The 21230-nt window shown below is 45.6% G+C and carries 22 protein-coding genes; 3 read left to right on the top strand and 19 right to left on the bottom strand.

Annotated features, from left to right (window positions below):
* On the top strand, nt 1-197 hold a 197-nt coding region (locus tag ACODR9_RS23440; protein ID WP_488812931.1), incomplete at its 5' end, for a hypothetical protein.
* Between the two features lie 75 nt (nt 198-272).
* On the opposite strand, the gene ACODR9_RS23435 is transcribed toward ACODR9_RS23440, so the two are convergent.
* The 3 genes from ACODR9_RS23435 to ACODR9_RS23425 form a co-directional block, all read right to left on the bottom strand.
* The gene (locus tag ACODR9_RS23435; protein WP_488812929.1) at nt 273-743 is read right to left on the bottom strand and encodes a hypothetical protein; all 471 of its coding nucleotides are present in this window, start codon (nt 741-743) and stop codon (nt 273-275) included.
* 452 nt (nt 744-1195) lie between these two features.
* On the bottom strand, nt 1196-1387 hold the full coding sequence (locus tag ACODR9_RS23430) for a hypothetical protein (RefSeq protein WP_488812927.1): 192 nt from the start codon (nt 1385-1387) through the stop codon (nt 1196-1198).
* 42 nt (nt 1388-1429) lie between these two features.
* On the bottom strand, nt 1430-2623 hold the full coding sequence (locus ACODR9_RS23425) for a tyrosine-type recombinase/integrase (protein ID WP_488812925.1): 1194 nt from the start codon (nt 2621-2623) through the stop codon (nt 1430-1432).
* A 237-nt stretch (nt 2624-2860) separates the two neighbouring features.
* On the opposite strand from ACODR9_RS23425, the gene ACODR9_RS23420 reads away from it, so the two are divergent.
* Nucleotides 2861-3454: a VRR-NUC domain-containing protein gene (locus tag ACODR9_RS23420; protein ID WP_488812923.1), complete on the top strand. Its 594-nt coding sequence runs from the start codon at nt 2861-2863 to the stop codon at nt 3452-3454.
* A 6-nt stretch (nt 3455-3460) separates the two neighbouring features.
* The gene (locus ACODR9_RS23415) at nt 3461-4528 is read left to right on the top strand and encodes a DNA-binding protein (RefSeq protein ID WP_488812921.1); all 1068 of its coding nucleotides are present in this window, start codon (nt 3461-3463) and stop codon (nt 4526-4528) included.
* A gap of 54 nt (nt 4529-4582) precedes the next feature.
* On the opposite strand, the gene ACODR9_RS23410 is transcribed toward ACODR9_RS23415, so the two are convergent.
* From ACODR9_RS23410 to ACODR9_RS23335, 16 genes are all read right to left on the bottom strand, one after another.
* Nucleotides 4583-4837, bottom strand: a complete 255-nt coding sequence (locus ACODR9_RS23410) for a hypothetical protein (protein ID WP_488812919.1) — start codon at nt 4835-4837, stop codon at nt 4583-4585.
* Between the two features lie 16 nt (nt 4838-4853).
* A complete protein-coding gene (locus ACODR9_RS23405) occupies nt 4854-6362 on the bottom strand; it encodes a TrbL/VirB6 family protein (protein ID WP_488812917.1) in 1509 nt (502 codons plus the stop codon).
* Nucleotides 6363-6522: 160 nt separating this feature from the next.
* On the bottom strand, nt 6523-7740 hold the full coding sequence (locus ACODR9_RS23400; protein ID WP_488812915.1) for a TrbL/VirB6 family protein: 1218 nt from the start codon (nt 7738-7740) through the stop codon (nt 6523-6525).
* Nucleotides 7740-8744, bottom strand: a complete 1005-nt coding sequence (locus tag ACODR9_RS23395) for a type IV secretion system protein (RefSeq protein ID WP_488812913.1) — start codon at nt 8742-8744, stop codon at nt 7740-7742. Before ACODR9_RS23395 ends, ACODR9_RS23400 begins: the two co-directional genes overlap by 1 nt.
* Nucleotides 8741-9463 carry a hypothetical protein gene (locus tag ACODR9_RS23390; RefSeq protein ID WP_488812911.1) on the bottom strand — a complete coding sequence of 241 codons (723 nt, stop codon included), beginning with the start codon at nt 9461-9463 and terminating at the stop codon, nt 8741-8743. The genes ACODR9_RS23395 and ACODR9_RS23390 overlap by 4 nt, the downstream gene beginning before the upstream one ends.
* A 9-nt stretch (nt 9464-9472) precedes the next feature.
* On the bottom strand, nt 9473-10213 hold the full coding sequence (locus ACODR9_RS23385) for a hypothetical protein (RefSeq protein ID WP_488812909.1): 741 nt from the start codon (nt 10211-10213) through the stop codon (nt 9473-9475).
* A complete protein-coding gene (locus tag ACODR9_RS23380) occupies nt 10210-12681 on the bottom strand; it encodes a VirB4 family type IV secretion/conjugal transfer ATPase (protein WP_488812907.1) in 2472 nt (823 codons plus the stop codon). Before ACODR9_RS23380 ends, ACODR9_RS23385 begins: the two co-directional genes overlap by 4 nt.
* On the bottom strand, nt 12678-12998 hold the full coding sequence (locus ACODR9_RS23375) for a hypothetical protein (RefSeq protein WP_488812905.1): 321 nt from the start codon (nt 12996-12998) through the stop codon (nt 12678-12680). The genes ACODR9_RS23380 and ACODR9_RS23375 overlap by 4 nt, the downstream gene beginning before the upstream one ends.
* Before the next feature lie 17 nt (nt 12999-13015).
* The gene (locus tag ACODR9_RS23370) at nt 13016-13372 is read right to left on the bottom strand and encodes a TrbC/VirB2 family protein (RefSeq protein ID WP_488812903.1); all 357 of its coding nucleotides are present in this window, start codon (nt 13370-13372) and stop codon (nt 13016-13018) included.
* Between the two features lie 16 nt (nt 13373-13388).
* A complete protein-coding gene (locus tag ACODR9_RS23365) occupies nt 13389-14504 on the bottom strand; it encodes a TadA family conjugal transfer-associated ATPase (protein ID WP_488812901.1) in 1116 nt (371 codons plus the stop codon).
* A 96-nt stretch (nt 14505-14600) separates the two neighbouring features.
* Complete coding sequence (locus tag ACODR9_RS23360) at nt 14601-15239, bottom strand: IncC plasmid conjugative DNA transfer DtrJ family protein (protein ID WP_488812899.1); 639 nt, start codon at nt 15237-15239, stop codon at nt 14601-14603.
* Complete coding sequence (locus ACODR9_RS23355) at nt 15236-15850, bottom strand: hypothetical protein (RefSeq protein ID WP_488812897.1); 615 nt, start codon at nt 15848-15850, stop codon at nt 15236-15238. Before ACODR9_RS23355 ends, ACODR9_RS23360 begins: the two co-directional genes overlap by 4 nt.
* Entirely contained in the window at nt 15847-17742 is a 1896-nt protein-coding gene (traD, locus tag ACODR9_RS23350) for a conjugative transfer system coupling protein TraD (RefSeq protein WP_488812895.1), read from the bottom strand. The genes ACODR9_RS23355 and traD overlap by 4 nt, the downstream gene beginning before the upstream one ends.
* Nucleotides 17742-19706, bottom strand: coding sequence for a MobH family relaxase (gene mobH / locus ACODR9_RS23345; RefSeq protein ID WP_488812893.1), 1965 nt, complete (start codon nt 19704-19706; stop codon nt 17742-17744). Before mobH ends, traD begins: the two co-directional genes overlap by 1 nt.
* Nucleotides 19707-19832: 126 nt before the next feature.
* Nucleotides 19833-20444 (bottom strand): hypothetical protein, encoded by a 612-nt coding sequence (locus ACODR9_RS23340; RefSeq protein ID WP_488812891.1) that lies wholly within the window; start codon nt 20442-20444, stop codon nt 19833-19835.
* A 9-nt stretch (nt 20445-20453) separates the two neighbouring features.
* Entirely contained in the window at nt 20454-21029 is a 576-nt protein-coding gene (locus ACODR9_RS23335; RefSeq protein ID WP_488812889.1) for a hypothetical protein, read from the bottom strand.
* Nucleotides 21030-21230 lie beyond the last annotated feature (201 nt).

Raw genomic sequence — 21230 nt, 5'->3', positions numbered from 1 at the left:
ACGGCCGCTGCAACCGGCTTAGCGTGCTTTATTTTCCGTTTTCTGAGGTGACCCCGAAGTGGTCGAGCTGGCTGCAAAAACACCAGCAGACAGACCCAGGGCAAGTGCGCCCAGGACGGCTAGTTTTTTCATTTGTAACTTTACCTTTGTGCAAAGAAGTGCATTGCCAGACTATCAGTTACAACATAAAAAAATAGGCCTTGCTGCCTTCAATTACATGGATTTGCGTTCCCAACATAAATTAATGCGGATTTAACACTCGCTTAATAGGTTTATGCGCATAAAGCTTCAAGCTTCTTGATGAGGTCTTCAGTGCTGGGCTCAACGTTATCAAGAGTGAATGGCTGAGCCATAGTTACCTCGCCATATTGATCTTTGTGTTGCGTTGCTAATTCGTGAATGAGTGCAACAATCTTGTTTCGGGATAGCTTTCCCAGTTTTTTCTGAAAGTCAGTAAGCCAAACGTATATATTATTTAGTTGAGTCTCGGTTATTGTGGCAACTTCGCAGTCCATGCCGAGAATTGAAGCCATCTCCATCATGTCTTTGGTAACAGCCTTCGTATCAACTTTTAGCCACTTCTTACTTACAGTTATGTTGCACAGGCGCACTGACATGTAAAGATTTATGAGGCTGGTGGCATCAATTTCCCCTTTTTTGATTTCGTTGTACGTTTCGAACGAAGGCTTCAGAAGGTCTTTCGCAAGCTCAGAAGATTTACGGATGATCGATTTGTTACGCATAAACGTTTGTTTCAGGTTTGAGGTGAGCACAGAATAACAAATTCAAATTGGATGTCTAGGCGATAGCGCAAACAACAGCCAATTGACCATCGTTGGTCTATGCCGATCTTCCTCAAGTGACAAATTTAGCGAAAGGAGCCAGCGCAGCCTCACCAGGGTCTGTGTGATCAAGCACCTCGGCATGATGAATAGCGACGGGCAAAGGTAGCGGTGACTTCATAGCAGATTAGCGGGTTCCCGTCCCAAAATTGTGCTTCTGGTGAAGTCCTTGGAGGCACCTCCCCGTTAAATGCACAGTCCTACATTTCTTGCACGTTTTACGCGAGAAGTAAGCAAGAAATGTAATTATCGGCCGGGATGGACGAGACCTGATAGGTTGCGTTCAACAAAAACGGATTGCAAGGATGCCAATGGTCTGCCATCCGGAGATAAAGCGCAACGCGCATCAAGTTTCAGCCATGCACGTAAATCTTGTAGTCGATAGAGCACACCTTGACCAGGCGAACCAACTTTCCCTTTTTGCGTAACCTTTCGGCTTCAGCAAGCGCTTTGGCCTTTGCTTCTTCGGGAGTCCATCCATCGATCCGGTCACTTAGTAAATATTCCCGGCCATCAAACATCCTTACACCTAAAAATCGCCTCATGCCAAGCCTCCAATCAACCAGCAATTACGAAAGGCCGTATTTTTACTTCTTAGTCCAGGACATGGAGTCCGTGTGACGCTGGTCATCTTCAGTGTGAAGATACTTGCGTGTCGTTTGAAGCTGGGAGTGACGAAGGTTCTGGCTTACGGTAAGTAATGGAACGCCGGCATCTAGCTGATGTGATGCAGATGAGTGGCGAAGCCAGTGAGTTGAGGCGTTATTCAAGTTGGCTGAGATGTTCGGCTTCCCCTCATAGTGCGCATCCTTGGATGCTGACTCAGTGACAGTCTTAATGATCTTGTAAATACCATTTGCAGCAATTGGCTTATACGTGGCGGTGCCGGACTTCCCATAGGCACTGCAGACTATCGGGGTAGAGTCACCAGGGACGGGGAGGGCACTGAGACCAAGAGATTCACGGTAGGAGGTTAGGGCGGCAACCAATTCGTTGGGCATTGGGATCAGGCCTTCTTTGTCGCCCTTGCCGTTAACGCGAAACCACCACCGGCCACGTATAAGCCTGAAATCGGACATGGTCGCGTCGGGAATTTCTCGTAGGCGTGCGCCAGTGTAGTAATAGAGCGTGAAGATCCATTCGCACCGGTTTGCGTGGAACGCCTCACGTGGCGTCTCCCGGGGCATGCGCCGTATCCAGTCGAACAGATATTCAATAGTGTCATGTTCAAGTAGACGTTCGTCATGAACCGACTTGATCTTTGTGTTTCGGCCACGCTTGAGCTTGAATGGGTTCCGCTGCAAATAGCCGGCATCCACCAGATAGCTGAACAAGTTGCTCAAGATTGTGCAGGCCATGGTTGCTGAGGTCTCATTCAAACCGACCTTGTTTTTCCATCGGGCGAAGGGTTTCCACTCAGGATGGGAACGTGGCTTCGTGGGGCCGCACCAGGACGGATCCGGATTACGAAGAAACTGGCCAAACTCCAGGACATCCTCACGGCTGATCTCAGATAGTGTTTTGCCTTGCTTCATGGCTGCCCAAAGAACAAAACGCTCAGCTTCTTTTCGGTAAGCCTCAAACGTACGTGGGGAGTTCCAGTATTCCTTCAGCCAGGTGCGAATAGCTGCGATGTCGTCACCAGCATCGATAAGGCACGCGCCGGCCGCACGGTTCCAGCCGGATGGACGCGTGCTGAGGAACTGATGCAGGTTGTCGGTTTCATCTGCACCGAACAGCGATTCTTCATCAGACACAAGCGCAGGGAACGGAGTGTTCATAGATCCTCGATGAGAAGTGGGTTGCCATCGGCGAAGTTCGTTACCGGGTAACGAGCGCCGACCATGCCGATCAGTGATTTTACCCCTCGCCAGATGCGGCATCAAGAATTAAACCTAATGACAATTATGTTGAAATTACAGTCAGAAACGTGACGCTAGTCATCAATTACATGCCGTTTGTCACGTTACAAACGGCATGTATAATTAGTCAATTTTTCTCCACACAACGGCGGATACATGACTCAACTCAGATGGTCGGAGGAACAATTAAACGAGTACTACTGCCGGCGCGGCATAAAGCCAGTCATCGATAGCGATGCGGATGTGAAGCCACGTGCGGACAAGAAGACAGACAAGCAAGAAAGGAAAGTTCGTATTTGTGATGGTCGGTGGCGATCAATCAGCCCCCGCGCTCACCATGACCAGAACAATGGATACGTAGATGAACTGCAGCGCAGGAAACGTCTTGCACAAACCGAGGAAGAATTGCACATGGCATGCTTTGAATGGATCAAGGCCATTGAAGGTATGTATCCAGTGCTTGAGTGGGTATTCCACCCGCCGAATGGTGGCTCAAGAAGCAAGGCAGAAGCTGGGCGATTCAAGGCTATGGGAGTCAAGAAAGGCGTATCGGACTTTGTTCAGCCCTTCCCATCAGCGCATTTCCCAGGATTTCTGATCGAATTAAAATCATCAACTGGCAAGCTGAGTGATGATCAAAAAAAATGGCTCAACAAGGCTAAATCTGAGGGTTGGCTTGTAGGCGTCGCCAGAACGCTAGATGAATTCCAGGGGATGGTCATGCTTTACCTGAAAGGAAAAAGAGGTTAAAACGCCATGATGAGCACCTACCCTACCCCTGCAATCATTAGTGATGCTGAAGTTCAAGAGCTGGTCTTACGCATGGCTGATGAGTCACCTCGCACAGTCACGATGGCGCTATGTGATCTGCTTTTCCGTAAGTTTGGCACGATCCCCGGCAAGTCTCTGATACGGTCCATTACCGGCCGTGGTTCGAATACAACCATCCAGGATGCAATCAATAGTTGGACTGCTCAGCTGAGCCAGGCCTACAGTTCAGGTAAGTTGGATGCTCCAGTTTCGCAGGAACTACAAGAAGCATGGTTGGCCATATGGCACATGTCGATAGCAGAGGCCGGCCGACGATTCAATGATGACAAAAGTCAGTATGAGAAGAGAATTCAGGAGCTTACTGATGTCCAGGCCGGACTAAGGCTAGAACTTGAGTCAGCGCGCACAGAAGTAAGTAGACTAAACCAGGTAAATGACTCACTTGAGAAGAGAGAGGCCGCTCTTTCTAATGACTTGCGCTCCGCTACGAACCAGGTCGCTACCCTGCTCTCTCAACTCCAGATTGAGCAACAAGCGAATAGCACTCTCAAGTCAGAAATCAGGACGCTGATTGAATCTACTGCCGAGCAGGTAAAGCGTGCCGAGGGCGATCGCGATGCCGGGATTCTACGGGCACAGAAGCAGTACGATGGCCTTCGGGATCACCTAATGCTAACAATCGACCAAGAGCGATCCTTTCACAAATCCCAGGTTGCTTCCTTAGAGGATACGCTGTCAAATGAACGGACTCGATTTGGCAATGTGGAACGGGACCTGCAGGATAGAGTTCTTTCTCTGTCACTAATGGTTCAGTTAAGGGATAAAAGCATCGAGGAAAAGGATTCAAACATTTCATTGCTGACAATGAAAATTAATATGCTTGAGTCAGATAATAAAGAATTGACCAATCTTGTAGATAAAAATAATGTACGTGATGTCGCTTTAGCTTCAGCAATCAAGGCGTTTTATGAAAAATATTTGTCGGATAGTGCCGGCAAAGATTTTGAACTTGAGAAAATGCGGCAAGATGTTTTAAACATTATAAAGCTTTAATAAAACATAACTAACTTCATGTTGCAAAGGGAAAAACCGGCTAAGCCGGTTTTTTTATTTAAAGTAACGGTAAATTTCAACAATAAATATAAGAAGCAACAAGCCAAGCTGTGTGAAGGCAGCTTGGGGAGAATCCTGAGCAAATACAGTGATCATCCAGTAAAGACTAAGCCAAATGTTCCTGTCAACGGACTCGGGTGGTAAGTACTTGCCTCGATAGTATTCATCTATTTCAGCACGTTCAATGCCCGCGGCACGCAATTCACGGAAAGAATCTCGGGACGGCCATTTAAAGAATGAATAATCCATTTTTTTTACCTATTTGTTAGCGCATGTTGTCCATGCCAGCATTTTTTGTTCTGGTTGTGTCCGGTGCAGAAATAGGTTTGTCGCCACGCATGATAGAACGGTGCTTTTCTACAATTGCACTTTTTGCTCTATTGACTTGAGACTTAGCTGCTTGGTAGCCAGCACCTGCTGATTTCGACGAAAGATCAGTCGCAAATTGCCCACCGGCCTTCAGTCCAGCACGCGCACCTTCATAAAGGATTGCACCTTTGCTAACACCAGTTCCATCAATGGACTTAGATAGTTGATGCATTTCTCTCATGTCACTGGCAGCATTCTGGAAGCTTTGCGATGCTTTATAGGCACTCATACCTACTGCATCATTCATTCTAATAAGACCTCTGTTAAGTGCACCTTGGGCATTAACAGAACCGCGGTAGGCAGCTTTCGCACTATTCTGAAGACGACCTCCCTTGGGCGATCCGTCCCTGTTCTTTCTATCAGAACCGTTTGCCATCTTGTATGACTTGGAAACTGCACCCGCAGCATTTGCTGTCGGAGAAGTAAATCCTTTGATGGAAAGGCCACCACCACCACTTACTAGGCCATCGACGATTTGAGGTATTTGCATCATCAAATAAGCCATCAAAACAGCGATTAGAAGAGTAGCAAAACCCGCAACTAAAATCAGGATTGGATCATTCGCGTTCTCACCAGTTGCAGCAACAGTTGCAAGAGTGCCAAGAGTATCTTTACATAGTCCAAAGATAATTCCACCAACAACTTGGTACATACCTGCTTTAATCATGAACTTAATCCATCCCTCAGCAAGGAACTTTGTTGGTTCAAGCAAAGCAAAGGGGATCATAATTGGGCCTACACCGGCACCGATAGCCATCATGTAAGCACTAATCATCATCTGACCGATAAATATTACAGCAGCCAGGAGCACGACAAGAGCTGCAGCCGCTTTATAAAAGAATGCTACGACGTAAGCGATCATGGACATTAGTGATAGGTCAATGAACTTTGTCGATAGAGTTGTGTTCGAATCCGTCGAAGTCGCTTGATCGCTAGTGCCAAGCAAAATGCCAACAGCTTTAAAAAAATTGTCCATTACTGACTGGATATTATTTCGAAGGACTGAGCCATTCAGTTGTTCAGTCAAACCATCCATGAACGACTGGAGCGTTGAGTAGTTGTCACCATTTTTTTCAATCGCCCATAGTACGAGTGATGCTGGTATAGCTTGGTAGGTAAAGCGTGCAGTGATGGCAAAGAAACCTTTGTCCTCAAGAAAACTAAAGAAAATCTCACGCACTACAATGTATGCAATGATTGATTTGTATGCGCTTTCGCCAACTGAGATCGCCTTAGTCGAAAGAGATGAAGCCTGCGAGTCTACACTCTTGAAGAGTGCATTAATCGCATCAATAGCAGTGTCAAGTTTACCTTGGGCTGCAGAAGAGTCAGCATGAGCATTGGCCGTAAGCAACAAAAGCATAAGAGCCAAGGGAAGGAATGGTACAACTTTTTTGAAATTCATGTTGCCTCGCTGCGCCTTTTTGCAGTGACTTTGTGATGTTTCTCAAACATGGATATTACCTGAAGATTTCAATCCATCGTGACTTCAGAAACATCATGAAGAAAATAATACTGGAAATAAAAGTAAAGCCGTAGCGGCACAAATTCTAATAGTTGAACCTTTATGCACCTGCATTAGGTACTGACTCCCCTTCCCTGCCTTTAGATGATCCGCTTCCCGACACACTGTCTGGAGAGTCACCTTTCTTGGCCCCAATCATATTTACAACAGCTTTATATGATTTGATAGATTGCTTCTTCACCTGCCTATGAGCCGCCTTCGAAATAAACTTTCCGGCTTTTACTGTTGCCTGCACTTTTCTGTTAGATGATGCCGCTGGTTGTATAAACCCACGCATGCCGATGGGGCCGCTACCAAATAAAGCATCCGTGATCATTGGTATCGACTGAACGAGGTAGGTTAGTACAACTGAAACCAATAGGATGGCAAAACAGATCGCTAGAAGAACAAATGGATTTGCTTCCTTTTGCGCAGCCTGAGCGTTGTCTCCGAGGTTTCCCAGTGTAGTACTAATCAGAGAGTAAAGAATTGCCGCAACTACTTGCATCATTCCTGCCTTGATCATGAATTTCAGCCACCCGTTAGCTATAAATTTCGTTTCATCCAGCAGACCGAAGGGAAGCATTAAAGGGCCAAAAGCTGAGCCAATGGCAATCATGTAAGTTGAAAGAACAATTTGTGTAATAAAAATAATCATTGATACAGTTATAAGAAAAGCTGCAGCAACCTTAAAAAAGAAGCCGATCACAAAGGCAATTAACGTCGAAAAATCTAAGTTTGTGAGTGTGTTCCAAAGATTCGAAAGATAATCGACTATTGAACCATCTGTAGGAGCTGTAGATTGATCCGGCGTATAAATTAGATGGATGATGACCTTAACAAAGGAATTGAATATGCTTGCAAAGTCAGTTGTAAGATTAGTTCCACCAAACAAACTAGCAATATCTGAGACTGATTGAGAGTATGTGGAATAGTTTGAATCGTTATTGGTAATGGCCCACCAAATGATACTCGCAGGAATTGCGTGATATGTAAGTCGTGCGATTAAGGGAAGCAAACCTCTATCTTCAAGAGCAAAGAAAATACATTCTTTTGATACAATATAAGCAACCAGGACTTGGAAAATATATCTACCAGTACTAAGCTCGGTGAGCGATAATTTCTTGCCTGTATCTGACACGGAAGTAGCGATACTGCTTATGGCTTCCTTTGCAGTAAATATAGGAGAGCCGTCTGCAAGAGCATTTTGAGAGGCAAGGCATAATAAAATAAAGGCTAAGCTTAATGTTGAAGCTAAGGCTATTTTTTCATATTTCATTATTTGCCCCTTGCAAGTTCTTCCGCTTCCATGGCTAGTTCTTGTTCTTTGCTAAGCGATCCAGAAATCCCCGAAATGCTGCCACCCATTAAAGCCGAGGCAATTTTTACAGTGCTCTGAAGCATGATTCGGCTGAATAATGCAATGAACATGCAGGCGAAAGCAGCCATCAATATGGCAGAGGGCTCATTGTAAGTTTGAGCAGCGGTAGCCATCGCTGACATTTTTGAGAATGCACCATTTATGATAGAAAAAATCACACCACCCACAACTTGAACCAGGCCTGCCTTGATCATAAATCTTATCCAGTTACTGCAAAGGAAGGAAAATGGTTCTAGGAGGGCAAATGGAATCATTAAAGGGCCAATAGCTGCTCCAATTGTGATCATATACTGCGAGACAATAAGGTCGCCTACAAAAAAGACACCACCAATTCCGATAATCATTGCAGCGATAGCTTTCCACACATACGCAATGAGAAGTGAAATCCAGAGAGCAAACTTTAATTCCATTATGGTGTCGGTTATAGTCTTGCTGGTCGAGTCAGAAGCTGATCCGAGTAGTGATGTCACTGTTTGAAATATGACATCAAGAGTACTCGCAATATTTGTTCTTAGAACAACGCCGGTAAAGTCAGTAGTCAAGCCATCCATAAAAGTCTGGAAGGCGTCAAGGTTTGCTTTATTTTCAGTAATCGCCCAATTTGCAAGTCCAACTGGAATAGCAAGCTTTATGAGTTTTGCAAAAATAACTAGAAATGAATCACGTTCCAAAAACGTGAAAAATATTTCCTTGACTACGCGGTAGGCGATAATGGTTTTTAGTGCTGTTGTGCCAGGGGCTATAAGGGCAGTTGACAGTGAGTCAGCAGACGAAGAAATGCTTGTTAGCATTGCGTTAATGGCATCAACTGCAGTCTTAATCTGTGCAGTGTTATCGCCTGCAAAAGAATTTGTAGTGATTAGGATGCACAATAATCCTGCAATTAGTGCCGGTTTTTTCATTGGTAGACTTTTTCGATTTCTTTTATCGCGGAGGCATTGCTGTTAATGAATGAATCAAGATCATTCATGCGACCGGTAGAGCTTTGATTCTTTATTGCTTGATGTACTGCTGCATCGTTAATGAAAGAAGCCCACATTTGCATCATACGTGCATTTTGCGTAAGCATATTATCCATTGACATATTAATAGCTTTTAAAGCGCCTTCCATGCCAGGTTGTGAGGCAATAGCCTCTTCATTTTTTTGCAAGTTACTATAAGAAGTTCCTACCTCGTTCATGGAATCAAGGTAATTCTGCATTAAATTCTGAGTGTTTTGACTTAACACGCTCGACCGGTCACCTGTCACCTTTGCGACAAATTCAGTAGGTGTTAGGCCAGAAAGACTTACTTGCTGCTGGAGCTTAGTTGTCGAGGCTGCAGCATCAGTTAATGATCCATAGAGCGACTTCGTTGCAGATCGGATGGAGTTTAAAGATGTAAGACTAGGGGTATTTGTAAGTGAAACCACTGACCCTTCAATTTGTTGCTCTGCATTTTTTAGTTGTTTGTATTTTTGCTCATAGGTTTCGATCAGTTGATCAAGTTGGTCAAGGTAGGTAATTTGCTGTTGAAGCAAGTCGAAATTGTTAAATATTTGACGAATTTCACCCATGTCAGTAATGCCGCCAGCTAACGTGGCAGACATCCACAGTAAAGGAATAAGCTGGCGGAGTTTCATTTCATTTCCTTATTTGATCGAGAGAGTTTTTAGATAGTTGTAAAGAGCTTTGTTTGCAGTTGACATGGATGTGCTTGCATTCGCAGCTGCCTGTTCATCTTGCTGAGAGACAGTTTGTTTGACAGCGTTGTTACCGAGGTAAGCGGCCCATGTCTGCATCATTCGCGAGTTCTGAGTAAGCAGTGTGTCCATCTGGCTATTCAGCATTTGCAATGATTGCATGTGTCCATCCAGGCCCGGGATTTGTGCCTCATAGGCTTGCACCGCTGAGTAGGAGCTTGATACATCGTCCATCGATGTAAGATATTGCTGCATCAGAATTTGCGTGTTCTGGCTTAGCGCTGAATTTCTGTCCCCGACTACTTTTGCTTTAAATTCATCAGGGGTTAGTCCCGAGAGCGAAACTTGCTGAATAAGCTTTGTGGCACTGTCGGAAGCCGAAGTCAGGGAGCCGTACAATCCCTTTGTGGCACTTCGGAGGCTAGCCAGCGAGGATAGATTCGGTGTGTTGGTGAATACGGAACCGATCTTTGCAATATTGCGTTCGGCAATGTTGTACTGACTTACCGCATTTTCGTAAATCTGGAGATCAGTCTCTAATTGAGAGACCGTAGTTGAGTTAATCCCCAGCAATTGAATCCAGTTCAAAATCTGCGTGATTTCTGTTGCGCCACCAGTCATGGCACCCCCAACAGCAACAGCAGAAGAAATAACGACGCTGATTGTCAAACTAGTCAAAAGCTTTTTCATTTTGTCATCCTTTCGAGGTAGGTATCTCTCCAATTCGGATCGCCCGAATTCATGCAATCAAGAAAAGTATTTACCGCATCCGTATTAGAGCGTAGTGCATTAACAATTGAAGATGGAAGCTTAATATCAATCATTCTGGATCGATTTGGCTGCACGATATAATAGTTACGTTTTGGTACGCCTAATCTGATGCGTTCAATTTGTGCATCAGTAAGGTTAAATTTGCTGTGATACAACTCATAGTGAGTATTTGCATCTGCGTTAGGCAAATAAATGCGAGTAAAAATACTGTCAATAAGAGTCGAGAAGATGTCGGATCTTGCCAAGTCGTCCAAGCTTTGAGTAGCGAACACGACAAAAGCATTACGCTTCCGAAATGTTTTCAACCAGTCACGAATTTTGTCGGCAAGGTGCGGAAAACTCAGCATGAACCAACATTCCTCAATTTCAATGAGTGTCGGCGTGCCATCTAGTCGATCAAGAATCCGTTTAAATGCATATTCAAGGAATGCAATAGCTAATACTGGCTTTTGGAAAAGCCCGCTCATCTCAATTCCGACGAAATTAGAAAGTTCGAAGTCATCCTCTTGATTATCAAAGTATTTGCCTAACTCCCCGCCCTGACACCAGACCTGTAGGTTCTGCTCAACTTGAATATTGCAGTGCGCAGCAAATGCACTTAACGTCCAATGTGATGGATCGTTGTCTCGGGTTTGTTTTAGAGCAAACCAAATATTTTCATCAACTTCAGGTGTGATGTTGAAATTCCGAAGCGACAGCAGAATTTCAATCCAACCTTTTAGCCATGGCCAGTTTTTTTCATCTCCAACCATCTTCATCGGGTTCAGTTTGACACCATCCATCTTTTCCCCTACCAGATCGATGAATTGGCCTCCCTGAAGTATGGTTGGTACAAGAACTGAGTAGTCCTTATCGAAAATAAAAACGTTCGATTTCGGGTATTTCCGGAACTGGGAAATGAAGAAGTTTGTAAGAGTGGACTTACCACCACCAGTTGGCCCAAGGACAAACGCGTGGCCAACGTCCCCTACGTGGAAGTTGAAGTAATATGGCGTAGAAAGCTCTGTCGGCAGTGTTGTCAACGATTCATGCTTTGTACGCATTTCTTCTGACAGATATTTGTTTTCTGACGGGCCGGTGAGGAAGGTCCGGAAGAAACATAAATCTGCCAGGTTGGAAGTATTCAGAAAATTCCAACGCATGCATTCTGCGTACTGACCGGGCAAAGTCGATGCAAAGGCACTTTGCAAGTGCTCGCGTTCAATGATGCTGATGAAAGAGTTTGCTTTAAGCGCTTTAATTGCTAGATCACGGTTGTAATGCAATTCTTTCTCTGAATCGCCATACACGAGGACTGTAAAATTGTAATATCCGTATTTTTTACGTTCGACTGTCATCTCTCGAACAGCTTCGGAAGCATCTTCTGCCAATTCAAGTTTACCGACGTTAACCTTGTCGGATTCAGACTTTGTAATCTGCTCTCTTAGCAGAGTGCCGAAAGTTTTTGATTGGCTTTTGAAGTGAGTCTCAACCTTTGATGCATATTTTTCTGCAAAATCATCTGGTACAACTTTGAAAATTTGAGAGATCGTAATTTCGCCAGGAATGGAGAGGAGATTGTCAACCAGTCCAGGATACGAACCTTCCGGGAAATCTTTAATGCCAATAGCGCCTACATACCGATTGCGATGGTGGGTAAATAGGAGATATTCTGCATGATCATACATCTGACTATCGATCAGATAGGTATCAAGATAAGTCGAAATTCTGCTATTTTTAACAGTTTGATCTTCGTTTGCTGGCGATACAGTAGAGTGTAAATATTTAAGTAATTCTTCACCTTTGTACCACGATAGACCAAAGTCATTCAGGTTTGTACGCAGGTTTTCAATGCCTTTTTTGAAAAGCATTACTGCTTGGTCAAGCTGCTCTGCATCGTATGCAAATGCATCTTTCGAGTTCAGCATTGAAGAGAGCGACATCTTAAAAGCCGCTAGAGATCCAAGACCTTGCTCGGTGTACATCTGCCAGCGCTTGAAAAACTGAGTTGTACCCTCATCCGGCCTGAACATTAAAGTAAATGTATGCAGGTTTTTGTATTGTTCTTGATATTCGAGCGCCTTTTTCCACTCGCTATCAATCCAGGCGCTGTATTTATCTTTGAACTTATGATGCGTGAGATATGACTTGGTTTTTCGTCTTTGCACTTGCGACCAAACCACAATCTGTGAACCTAGTTCACGGAATGCAAGTTCCGCCTGATTACTGTAGCTATCTACATCGATAACAGTTTTTCCTTCAATGTCGATGCCCTCAACTTCGAAGACAGCGAGCAAACTTCCATCCTTGCATACGATAATGCCGGGATCGACCTCGGTCATCCATGGAACAAGCTCTGCTAGAGAACGGCCTTTGTTGAACTCTTTTCTGGTTTGATTTGCGTTCATTTAAGCATGCCTTTTCCACAACCTTCTGGTCTTGAATTTCTTTTCATTACTCTGCGGTGCCATGGGTCATACCAATCAGCTTGCTTTGCCCTTTGACGTAGCACCACATCTTTTAGCTTGTCATCCTCACATATGAACTTCAGATACATGTGAATGATCATTGTTATAAGAAGAATGGGAGGGAAAATGCCATACGCAATTGCAGCTCCAGCAGTCGCATTTACTACAAAGAGATTTTTTGGGACCCCCATAACGACTTTTACTTCATTCAACGAACGGTGAATGACGTTGTAGCGAGGCTCATATTGTTGTGACATTTTCCTCTCCGGCCAGATTAGCTGGAGCTTGTGGTTTTGGTGGCGCAGTCTGCATCACCACCGAACCAACCGATGATGGTGGTAGCACCGAACATTACAGACAAACCCATAATGCCGCCGCCTGCCCACTTGATCATCGTGGATTCACCAAAACCAATGGCAATCCCACCCAGTACGATCAGTAGTACTGCCATAGCACCTGCCACTTCACCAGACATTAACTGGGCAATTGTGCAAAGTTGGCTTACAAACGGGATGGTCAGTGCATTAGCCATTCCGGGAATGGTTGCCAGTGCGACCAGGCCGGCGACCTTCAAAGTAGACTTCACGCCCTTTTTATTCAGAGCCTGCTTGACTGCGACGGTCAATTTCATGACTTTTCCTTCGTGGTTAAATTGCGTGTTCAAGGGTATCAACTTGCGTGATTTGTGGTGCCGGCAATTCAGCAACCTGATTTGAAACAATCTTCTCTAATGCTTGTTTTTTTTGTGCATAATCTTCCATTCGCGACTTGATAAGCTTTTCGTCAGCTTTGTATAAATATTTGTAGATGTATTCCTCTTCTTTGTTTACACCTTGAATTTCAATAATTTCATCAATACGGCGAACGCCATTTTTTCGACAGCAATAAACTACAGCTTGGAAGGCATCGCAAATTGAGCGTTTAAGACCTAATGGCGTGAATAGAAACCCGCTTTCCATTACTAGGTTTTCGAAGCGAGTAAGCCCATGACCTGCACTGTTTGCGTGAAGCGTTGCCATTAGCCCTCCATGACCTGTGTTTGCGGCTTGCATCAGGTCATAAGCTTCAGCCCCACGGACCTCCCCCAGGATTACTCGGTCAGGCCTATAGCGTAGGCAAAGCTTTACCAGGTCGCGCATGGTGACGCCGTTTTGCTCATTAGCCTCAAAGGCAACCCAGTTGATGTTTTTGACTTTTAGCTCTTGCGTGTCTTCACACGTACGAATAGCTTCCATCGGGTCGATGTCGCCGAGCATCGAGTTCATTAGGGTTGTTTTGCCAGAAGAAGTACCGCCAACAACCAGGATGTTCTTGTGTGTTTCGATCAACTCACGTAAGCAATCGTAGCCTTCTTGAGTAATTGATCCAGACTCTAAATATTCATGCAGTGGGATAATTCTTGGATTGTGTTTACGGATACTGATCGATGGGCCAAATACTGAAACGGGCTCAATCGCTGCTGCGATCCGAAAACCCTCTACCCGTGCATTGACAATTGCGTCTCTTGAGCGTGCATCGACATCCTTGTCATTCAGCTTTGCAAGAAGTTGAATAGCGCCTTCGATTGCCGTCTTGCTAAGTTCGCAGTCGAGCTGGAACATATCACCGGCTTTTTCGATAAAGACAACATTCGGTCCAATGATCATAATTTCCTGAACATCAGGCATGGTCATGAAATCTTTAATTGGTGCAAGTTTTTGCCGAATGATGTCATTGATCTGACGAATCTTTCGGTCTTTCTGATGTTCGTATGACTCGCTCATGTAAGCTCCTTCCTGACCCTCTTAGGGTACTGGAAGGAGCTTTGAGAGATTGGCGGGAAAAAGGGGAGTTACAGGGGTAATGAAGCGATTATTCTTCTACTTCCAAACGCGCTGCATATGCTGGATGAGCAACCAAGTCGCTCCGTATGCCATGAAAGCCAGGATTGGTATCCAAAGTGGGGACATTACTATTGGCACGATCAAATAAGTGATCGGCAACATAAGCGAAAAGATCACACCATGCAGCGCAAAGTTGTAGAGCGCGGGCGAGAAGTACGCAAAACTACTGATTCGTATCATACGTTTCGCGTAAGCATCTCCCACAACACCTATGATCATTGGAAGGAGTAGCGGTAACCATGCCAGGAGTAGTACAAGCCTAAGTATGAACCCATACATGTTCGCCACTGCAGCCTTAAGATATGCATTCGTTCCGTGCAGCCCATGGTCGGCAAGACCGCCCCAAAAAGACTTTGCTTTTCTAATACCTTCCTCGCTTGACTGCTTTGATTCTATTGCATCTGTAATTCCCGACTTGACAAATATATCTGTATAAATCGTATTTGCTCGTGAAATCAATTTATCGGCGCTTTCGTCTCCTACAACCTTAGCCATGGATGTGGCTTCGTTTCCGATACGTTCCTGCGCATTTTCGGCACTAATAATTACCGGCGTTGCGAACATCCCAATGAATATGAATGTTGCCCAGCCTTTAATGTGTAGACCATGGCTCATCTTTTGGCCTCATTGTCGAATTTACTTCTTGATTTCTCAATTTCTGCAAGTAGCGAGTCTTCAATCAAACCTAACTCGACGCCATTCAGTACCTTAAATCCAAATTTGAGACGAGGGTCAATTTTGCTGACTTCCTCAGCCTTCATATCTTCAACAAAGAGTTGAGAAATATCATATCTTCGTAGCCAACTCATTACATCCATGTCTAAGTAGTTCCATGGAAGACGTATTCCAAGGCTCTCACTGAATCCAATTAACTTATAACGGCTCAGTTCGTTACCAACCGAAAGAAGCGAGATGAGGTACTTTTTTTCTTGCCGCGTCAAGTCGCCACCTACATTTTGCACTGTCGTCGAGGCAATGGCGGCCTGATCCATGATTGAGGCTATTAAATAACTACCCTTTTCATCTGGCAGATTGTACGGAAGGTAAAAGCAAATCTTCTCAGTTGCTGTTCTAAGTAAAGGGTATCGGTTAAATAGCCGATTCAGTGTTGATCTCTCTTTACATTTTCCAAGAGTATTTTTCAGGGCCTCTTCAGCTGTAAAGGAATTGAATGGCTTAAATTCCAGTGGCGTAATGCTGGAATTAAATGCGATTACTTTGCTCATATTAGTTTTGCCAACCGGCCCTTGTATGTCTTTCCCCCGAACTTTGCAATGTAGTGAAGGTCAGGCAAACCTCCAATGCAGTCTGTACTGATCAGTGGAACCTCTTCTGTATTCGATGACTGGCTAATTGAAGCTGTGTGCTTCATTACACCAACAACAGTATCTGCACCGTTCGAATATGAGGTGTTTGTTTTGGTGATTGCTGTTTTGCCAAATTGACCTGAAATGTACTCCAATGTTGGTTCGTCAATTACGCGCAAAGTAATAATGTTGTTTAGGTTCCCGAGCATCTGTCGAGCGGCTTCTTCAGACCCCATTTTCTTAATGAAGTCTGGGAAAGTTTGGGTTAGCAACCAACAAACCATGCCCGCCCCGCGACCCTTATTAAGAATTTGAATTAGTGGATCACATACGGCTTCTGCGGATTCATCGACAATAAGGTGGATTCGACCTTTACCTTTACCATCGGTATTGTAGTTGTATATTTCACCTGCTTTAGCAGCCAAGTCTGCAAGCATGATGCCTGCAAGTGCAGAGCCCACCGTAGCATCCGACAGGGAGTCCAGCCCAATGTAGAGGACGTACTTACCATCGATGACTTTCGAACTATCAAATACCGGCCGGGTGTCACTGAGATCGTCCACATCCGGGGAGAGCATGTCGCCTAGTCTTCCAGAGCAGAGCATGTCCAGCAGGGGCAACACGTTAACAATGACCTTCGAGTAGTGCTCTTTCGAATGGGCCGAAAGGTTAACCAGGCCAACCACCGGTTCGTTTTCTGAGGCGTTTCGTATGTCTTCAGGTATTACCGTCTTGAAATATTCGATATACGCAACCAGTATCGGGTTCGCATCTCTGTTACCGCCGCCCTTACCCTTACTAGCTTCAGCTTTGGCAATAAGAGCTTGAACCATGGACTCCCAATTTTCGTCGGCATGAAGATTGAAGAAGTGTTCAAGCGCCTTAATTGTGAGTTCATCAGGACCTGCCGATACGTACTTTCGAACATCTTTCAGTGTTGGGTTTTTGCCGATGTACAGCAGACCTGAGCAGACGGTGTTGATGGAGCGCCAGGCGAATTGTTGAAAGCTGTCGCCGTTTGCACCCATCAGCATTGAGATACGCGAAGCTAGTTGTGTTTCACGTGACCAGTTCTTCAGCGGATCGAATCGGATGCTTGTCTGAGGGAATGCAGGATGAAACTTAATGAAGGAATCTGGCCGGCCTGCTTTCACACAAGCGAGCTTGGCAATATCTTCAAGCTCACGGTCCCCTTTCGGGTCGATGATGATTACTACGTTTTCCTTGTTATTGATGAGCTGTGTCGTCAATGTTTCAAGGAAACGTGTTTTGCCCGAGCCAGTGGTCCCAAACACGCCGCAATGGCCCTCTGCTTCAGACATTTGCACCTGTACGTCCGCCTCATACTGATCCAGGCCATGTATCCAGGGCTTACCCTTCACCTTCTCCATGGGAGGGATTTTTTTAAGCTTCAAGTACCAACTTGGCGGCAACATTGACTTCACGTTGATCTTCGAGGCTTCGAAGTATCGTTGTGTATGAATGGTCCGCCAGTTCCAGCCGAGCCCAAGCCAGATATGATCTTTCTCGATGCGCTTCAGGACATCGTCCATAGGCATCGTTAGGAATTCCGTACCCGCTAAAGAAAGCCTGAAGTCAAAGTGTTTTTTTGTCTGATATGTACGAACCACTCCCATAGCAAGCGATACGCCGCATGAGATAGCTGTCAGGCCGAATGGGGCGTTTGTTACGGTCCCCATCAGCGCAGATCCAACAAGTGAAACACCCCACGACGTTGCGGCAATACCTTCGTAGGTACTTCGCCATGGCATCTCAAATTTATCATCTGCTTTGTTGGAAATAATGGACATCAGCTAATCTCCAACCAGGCTTTTAGCCCTAAGTCACGAGCTACATTTGGCTTGAAGAGGTAGACCGAAATAACAGCCCCCCCTACTTCTAGGCGGTGATATTTAGCATTTGGTTTTGCCGGGTCGCGAGCACGCCATCCACACATTTCAATGGCATCATGAAACTTCACCTCTTGAATGCCGTATGCGTTGAGAACGTCACGGTAGAAGCCAGATCCTTGAGGCGTAGATATGCTCTCCCGAAGGCTTCCTTTTTGAAGGTCAATGAGGATTGAACGCAGGGCGTCTCGAACGATTGCATCACGAACTTGGCCAAGTAACTTCTCAGCGCTTTCAGTTAACTGCTCCGTGATAGGTAGCTTGTTTGCTGCGGCGGCAATGGCTGAATCTTCATCATCATCTTCATGCTGCAGATTTCGTTCTGAGGCACTATGTTCTTGGGATGCAATTGCCACAGTCTCCACTGTTTGCGCTGGTGCTGTGGCCACATGTTCAGTGCTTTGGTTTTGTGGAGGGTTATTACTTTGCTGTGGTGTCGATACCGGCCGTGCTTCCGGTTTGGCCGGCTTGTGCTCGGTTTCAACGTTGTTGCTTGATGCAAAGTGTGTTTCTTGTCTCGACTGAGCCTTCGTGGCAGGCGTGGCCTTATCTTCCTGATTCGATTTGTCCTTTGGCTTGGCCGACGAAGTAGCAGACACAAGAGAACCAGCAGAGCCCATATCCAGACCCTTCTTTACTGTGACGTTCTCTTTCAGAATCGCAGCTTTGATCTCATCCGTGATTTCACCCAGGATGGTCATTGGGTTTGCAATCTTTACTCCATCAAAAACACCATCCTGCCCCGGCGGCTTTAATGGCCAAAAGACGCGACCATCGGAAGTGGTTTCAAGCACCTTGATCTGCAAGAGCATTTCGGCCGCAGTTTCTGCAGTCTCAGGAATACCCGGAATGCCTATTGACTGAATGTGGCTTCGTAGCTCTTTGAACCCTGTTTTCCAGAAGATGAAGAGCCCATCCTTGCCATACCAGAGCCGACCTTTGGGCTCATTTAGCTTCCACGTCCCATTGGTAATGAGTGACCGCATGCCATCGAGCAGATATGGTTCAAGATGGTTACCGACCTTGAGTTTCCCGTAGGAAGCTGGTTGAGCTGCCACATCGATCTCGATGACCTTCTCTCTCATTTTCTTGAGGACATCGAGCATTTTGGAATCTTCGCCGTGTGACTTGCCGTTCAAAGCAGCCATCAATGTGGGAAGAATTGCTGGGTGGCCCTCATGCAACCACCCAGCGGTTTCAGGAGTAATCATGCGCTGTGCAATGAGGGCGCTTCCCTCCCGGGTGATATGAGCCGGCGTTCTAAAGCGAACGTAATAACGCTGCTTTCCGTTTTGATCCAGGAATTGAGTCAGTCCATTGACGTGACAAGGCCATTCTTTGCCATCCGACAAAGTGACAGTCATTTTCATTGGGATGATGTACAGCTCTGAGAACAACCCGGCCAGAAATGTTGCCAGTAGCCATCGCTGCTCAACGATCTGGCGTCTTTCTACAGGTTCTGAGCCCGCAAACAGCTGTCGGTCTCCGCATTGCAGGGTAGCGAACCCGATTTCAAGGCACATTCGCAACATGCCACCGGCACCAATATGACTGCCGGTCTCGCCTCCAGGTAGCGCGTGCACCCAGCCCGCAAGGGCCTGAATGCATGGCAGATAATGAGCCTCGAAGTTTTTGTTTGCACCAGAAGCAATACGAATACGCTTTACGATGTCACTATGAGGCTGGAGAATTTCATGAAGGGTAAGACTGCCATCCAGGCCGTCATCTACAGCTGGATAAGCATGAGAAATAACTGAGGGGCGAATTCCTTCAACCTTGGTAATGTCTCCCAGGACCTCTTTCGGCTCTGGAATGCTTGGTTGATTTGACCGGAATAATTTCGCAAGCAAGGATGGAAGTTTCATGCCTTGATTTTGCGATTTTTGTTTGAAATCTACCCTTTTCAAAAAGGGCTGTAACTCCCCTTTCTTGCTAACTAAACAACAAAAAAGCCCAGATCTTTGTCTGGGCTTAGGTGGGATAGATGGTGATCAAATGCAATTATATACGGGCTGATTGTCCTGCTGTCTTGATCTTCTCTGGGAGGAGACGACATTAAGAAGCGAATTGTCATGTCGCAACGTGCAGAATGGGCAGTTGTGCCCCGGGGCATACTTTGGGAAAAAAGCAAATGTATGATTTTGAGGGCAGTTCTGCAGCATCAGGTCATTATCAGAAGGCCCGATTTGGGTATCAACAAAGGCTTTGACAATTTCCCATGCTTCTTCGCACCCAATTTTTGCTTGCGGGCGCGGTAAGGTGTCGGCTTCGTAGAAACGGTAGGCGTAGATGAAAATCATGGCCAGGGTCTTTTCGGGTCCATTCGCACGGCAACGTTCAAACCATGAAAGAAAGGTTGAAACATGTAATTGATGAACGAAACTGGTGAAAGCCCGTATGGCGCGTCTGCGGCCCTTTTGCTTATACAGATTGATCTCATGGTGTTTGACAATGGAGTCTACAATCCCGTCAGTCACTTCTTGCGTGTTGCCGAAAATCTCAACAATAACTGGCTTACGGACTTGGCGTTTGGCAAGGAAAATGACCGCTTCGCGAGTCCAGTTACTGTGTCGAAAATCTTTTGCGTTGTAAAAAGTGGTCATGACGGGATCTCACGCGTTGAGAATGGTCCATTGGTTGGTCTCGGTCATATTCTTGTCCAAACCACTCAATGCGACTTTGATTTTTAGCAAGGGCTTTTCAAAAGATGAAACTTGTTCAATCTGGTGAATATGCAATTGCGATATTCTTGAGGCCATGTCATTCTCAAGGTTGAACATGGCCTTCGTAACAAATTCTCCGTGCGACAATAGGCAGGACTTGATAAGATTCAAGTAAACACGGTTTATACGGTGAATCGCAGCTTCTGTGGCTGTCTGAGGCGCTAGCGGTTCGCGCTCTCCCAAGCTTAAGAGGCCATAATCTTTGATCAGGTCGTAGCGTGGAACGAGCATCAACCGTGGGACGCTGCCGATGTCTGATAGGTTTTCAATTGTGTTCTGCTGCACCCATACGATGTCAGGCATCGGGATGCCAAATTGCAGTTGTGTACGATGAACACCGTCTGCCTGCGTGGCCGCATGCAGCAGAAGAAGGTACTGTACATTGAGGAAGCAGATGTCTTCCGAGCTACTGTGCAGCGAGGAGTTCGCTGTGTTACCTGTGTGTTTTTGTGTAGCGTCGGGCATCGTTGCGTTCCAGGGCGTCTTCAAAAGGTTGTAGTGTAATCTTGCTTGAACACTTAAGTTCTTGTTTAGTTGTGGGTTATGCAGTAACTCTTTTCATCAAATTGAGCGCTCACTTTGCACTGTTTCATTGTTAGATTGTGTAAATAGTGAATCGCCCCTTCTTTCCTAGACACTTCGAGAGCCTCACACTAGGCCCCACAA

This window comes from Aquitalea sp. FG25, assembly GCF_057809375.1.
This window is presented reverse-complemented; position numbering and strand designations above follow the sequence as displayed.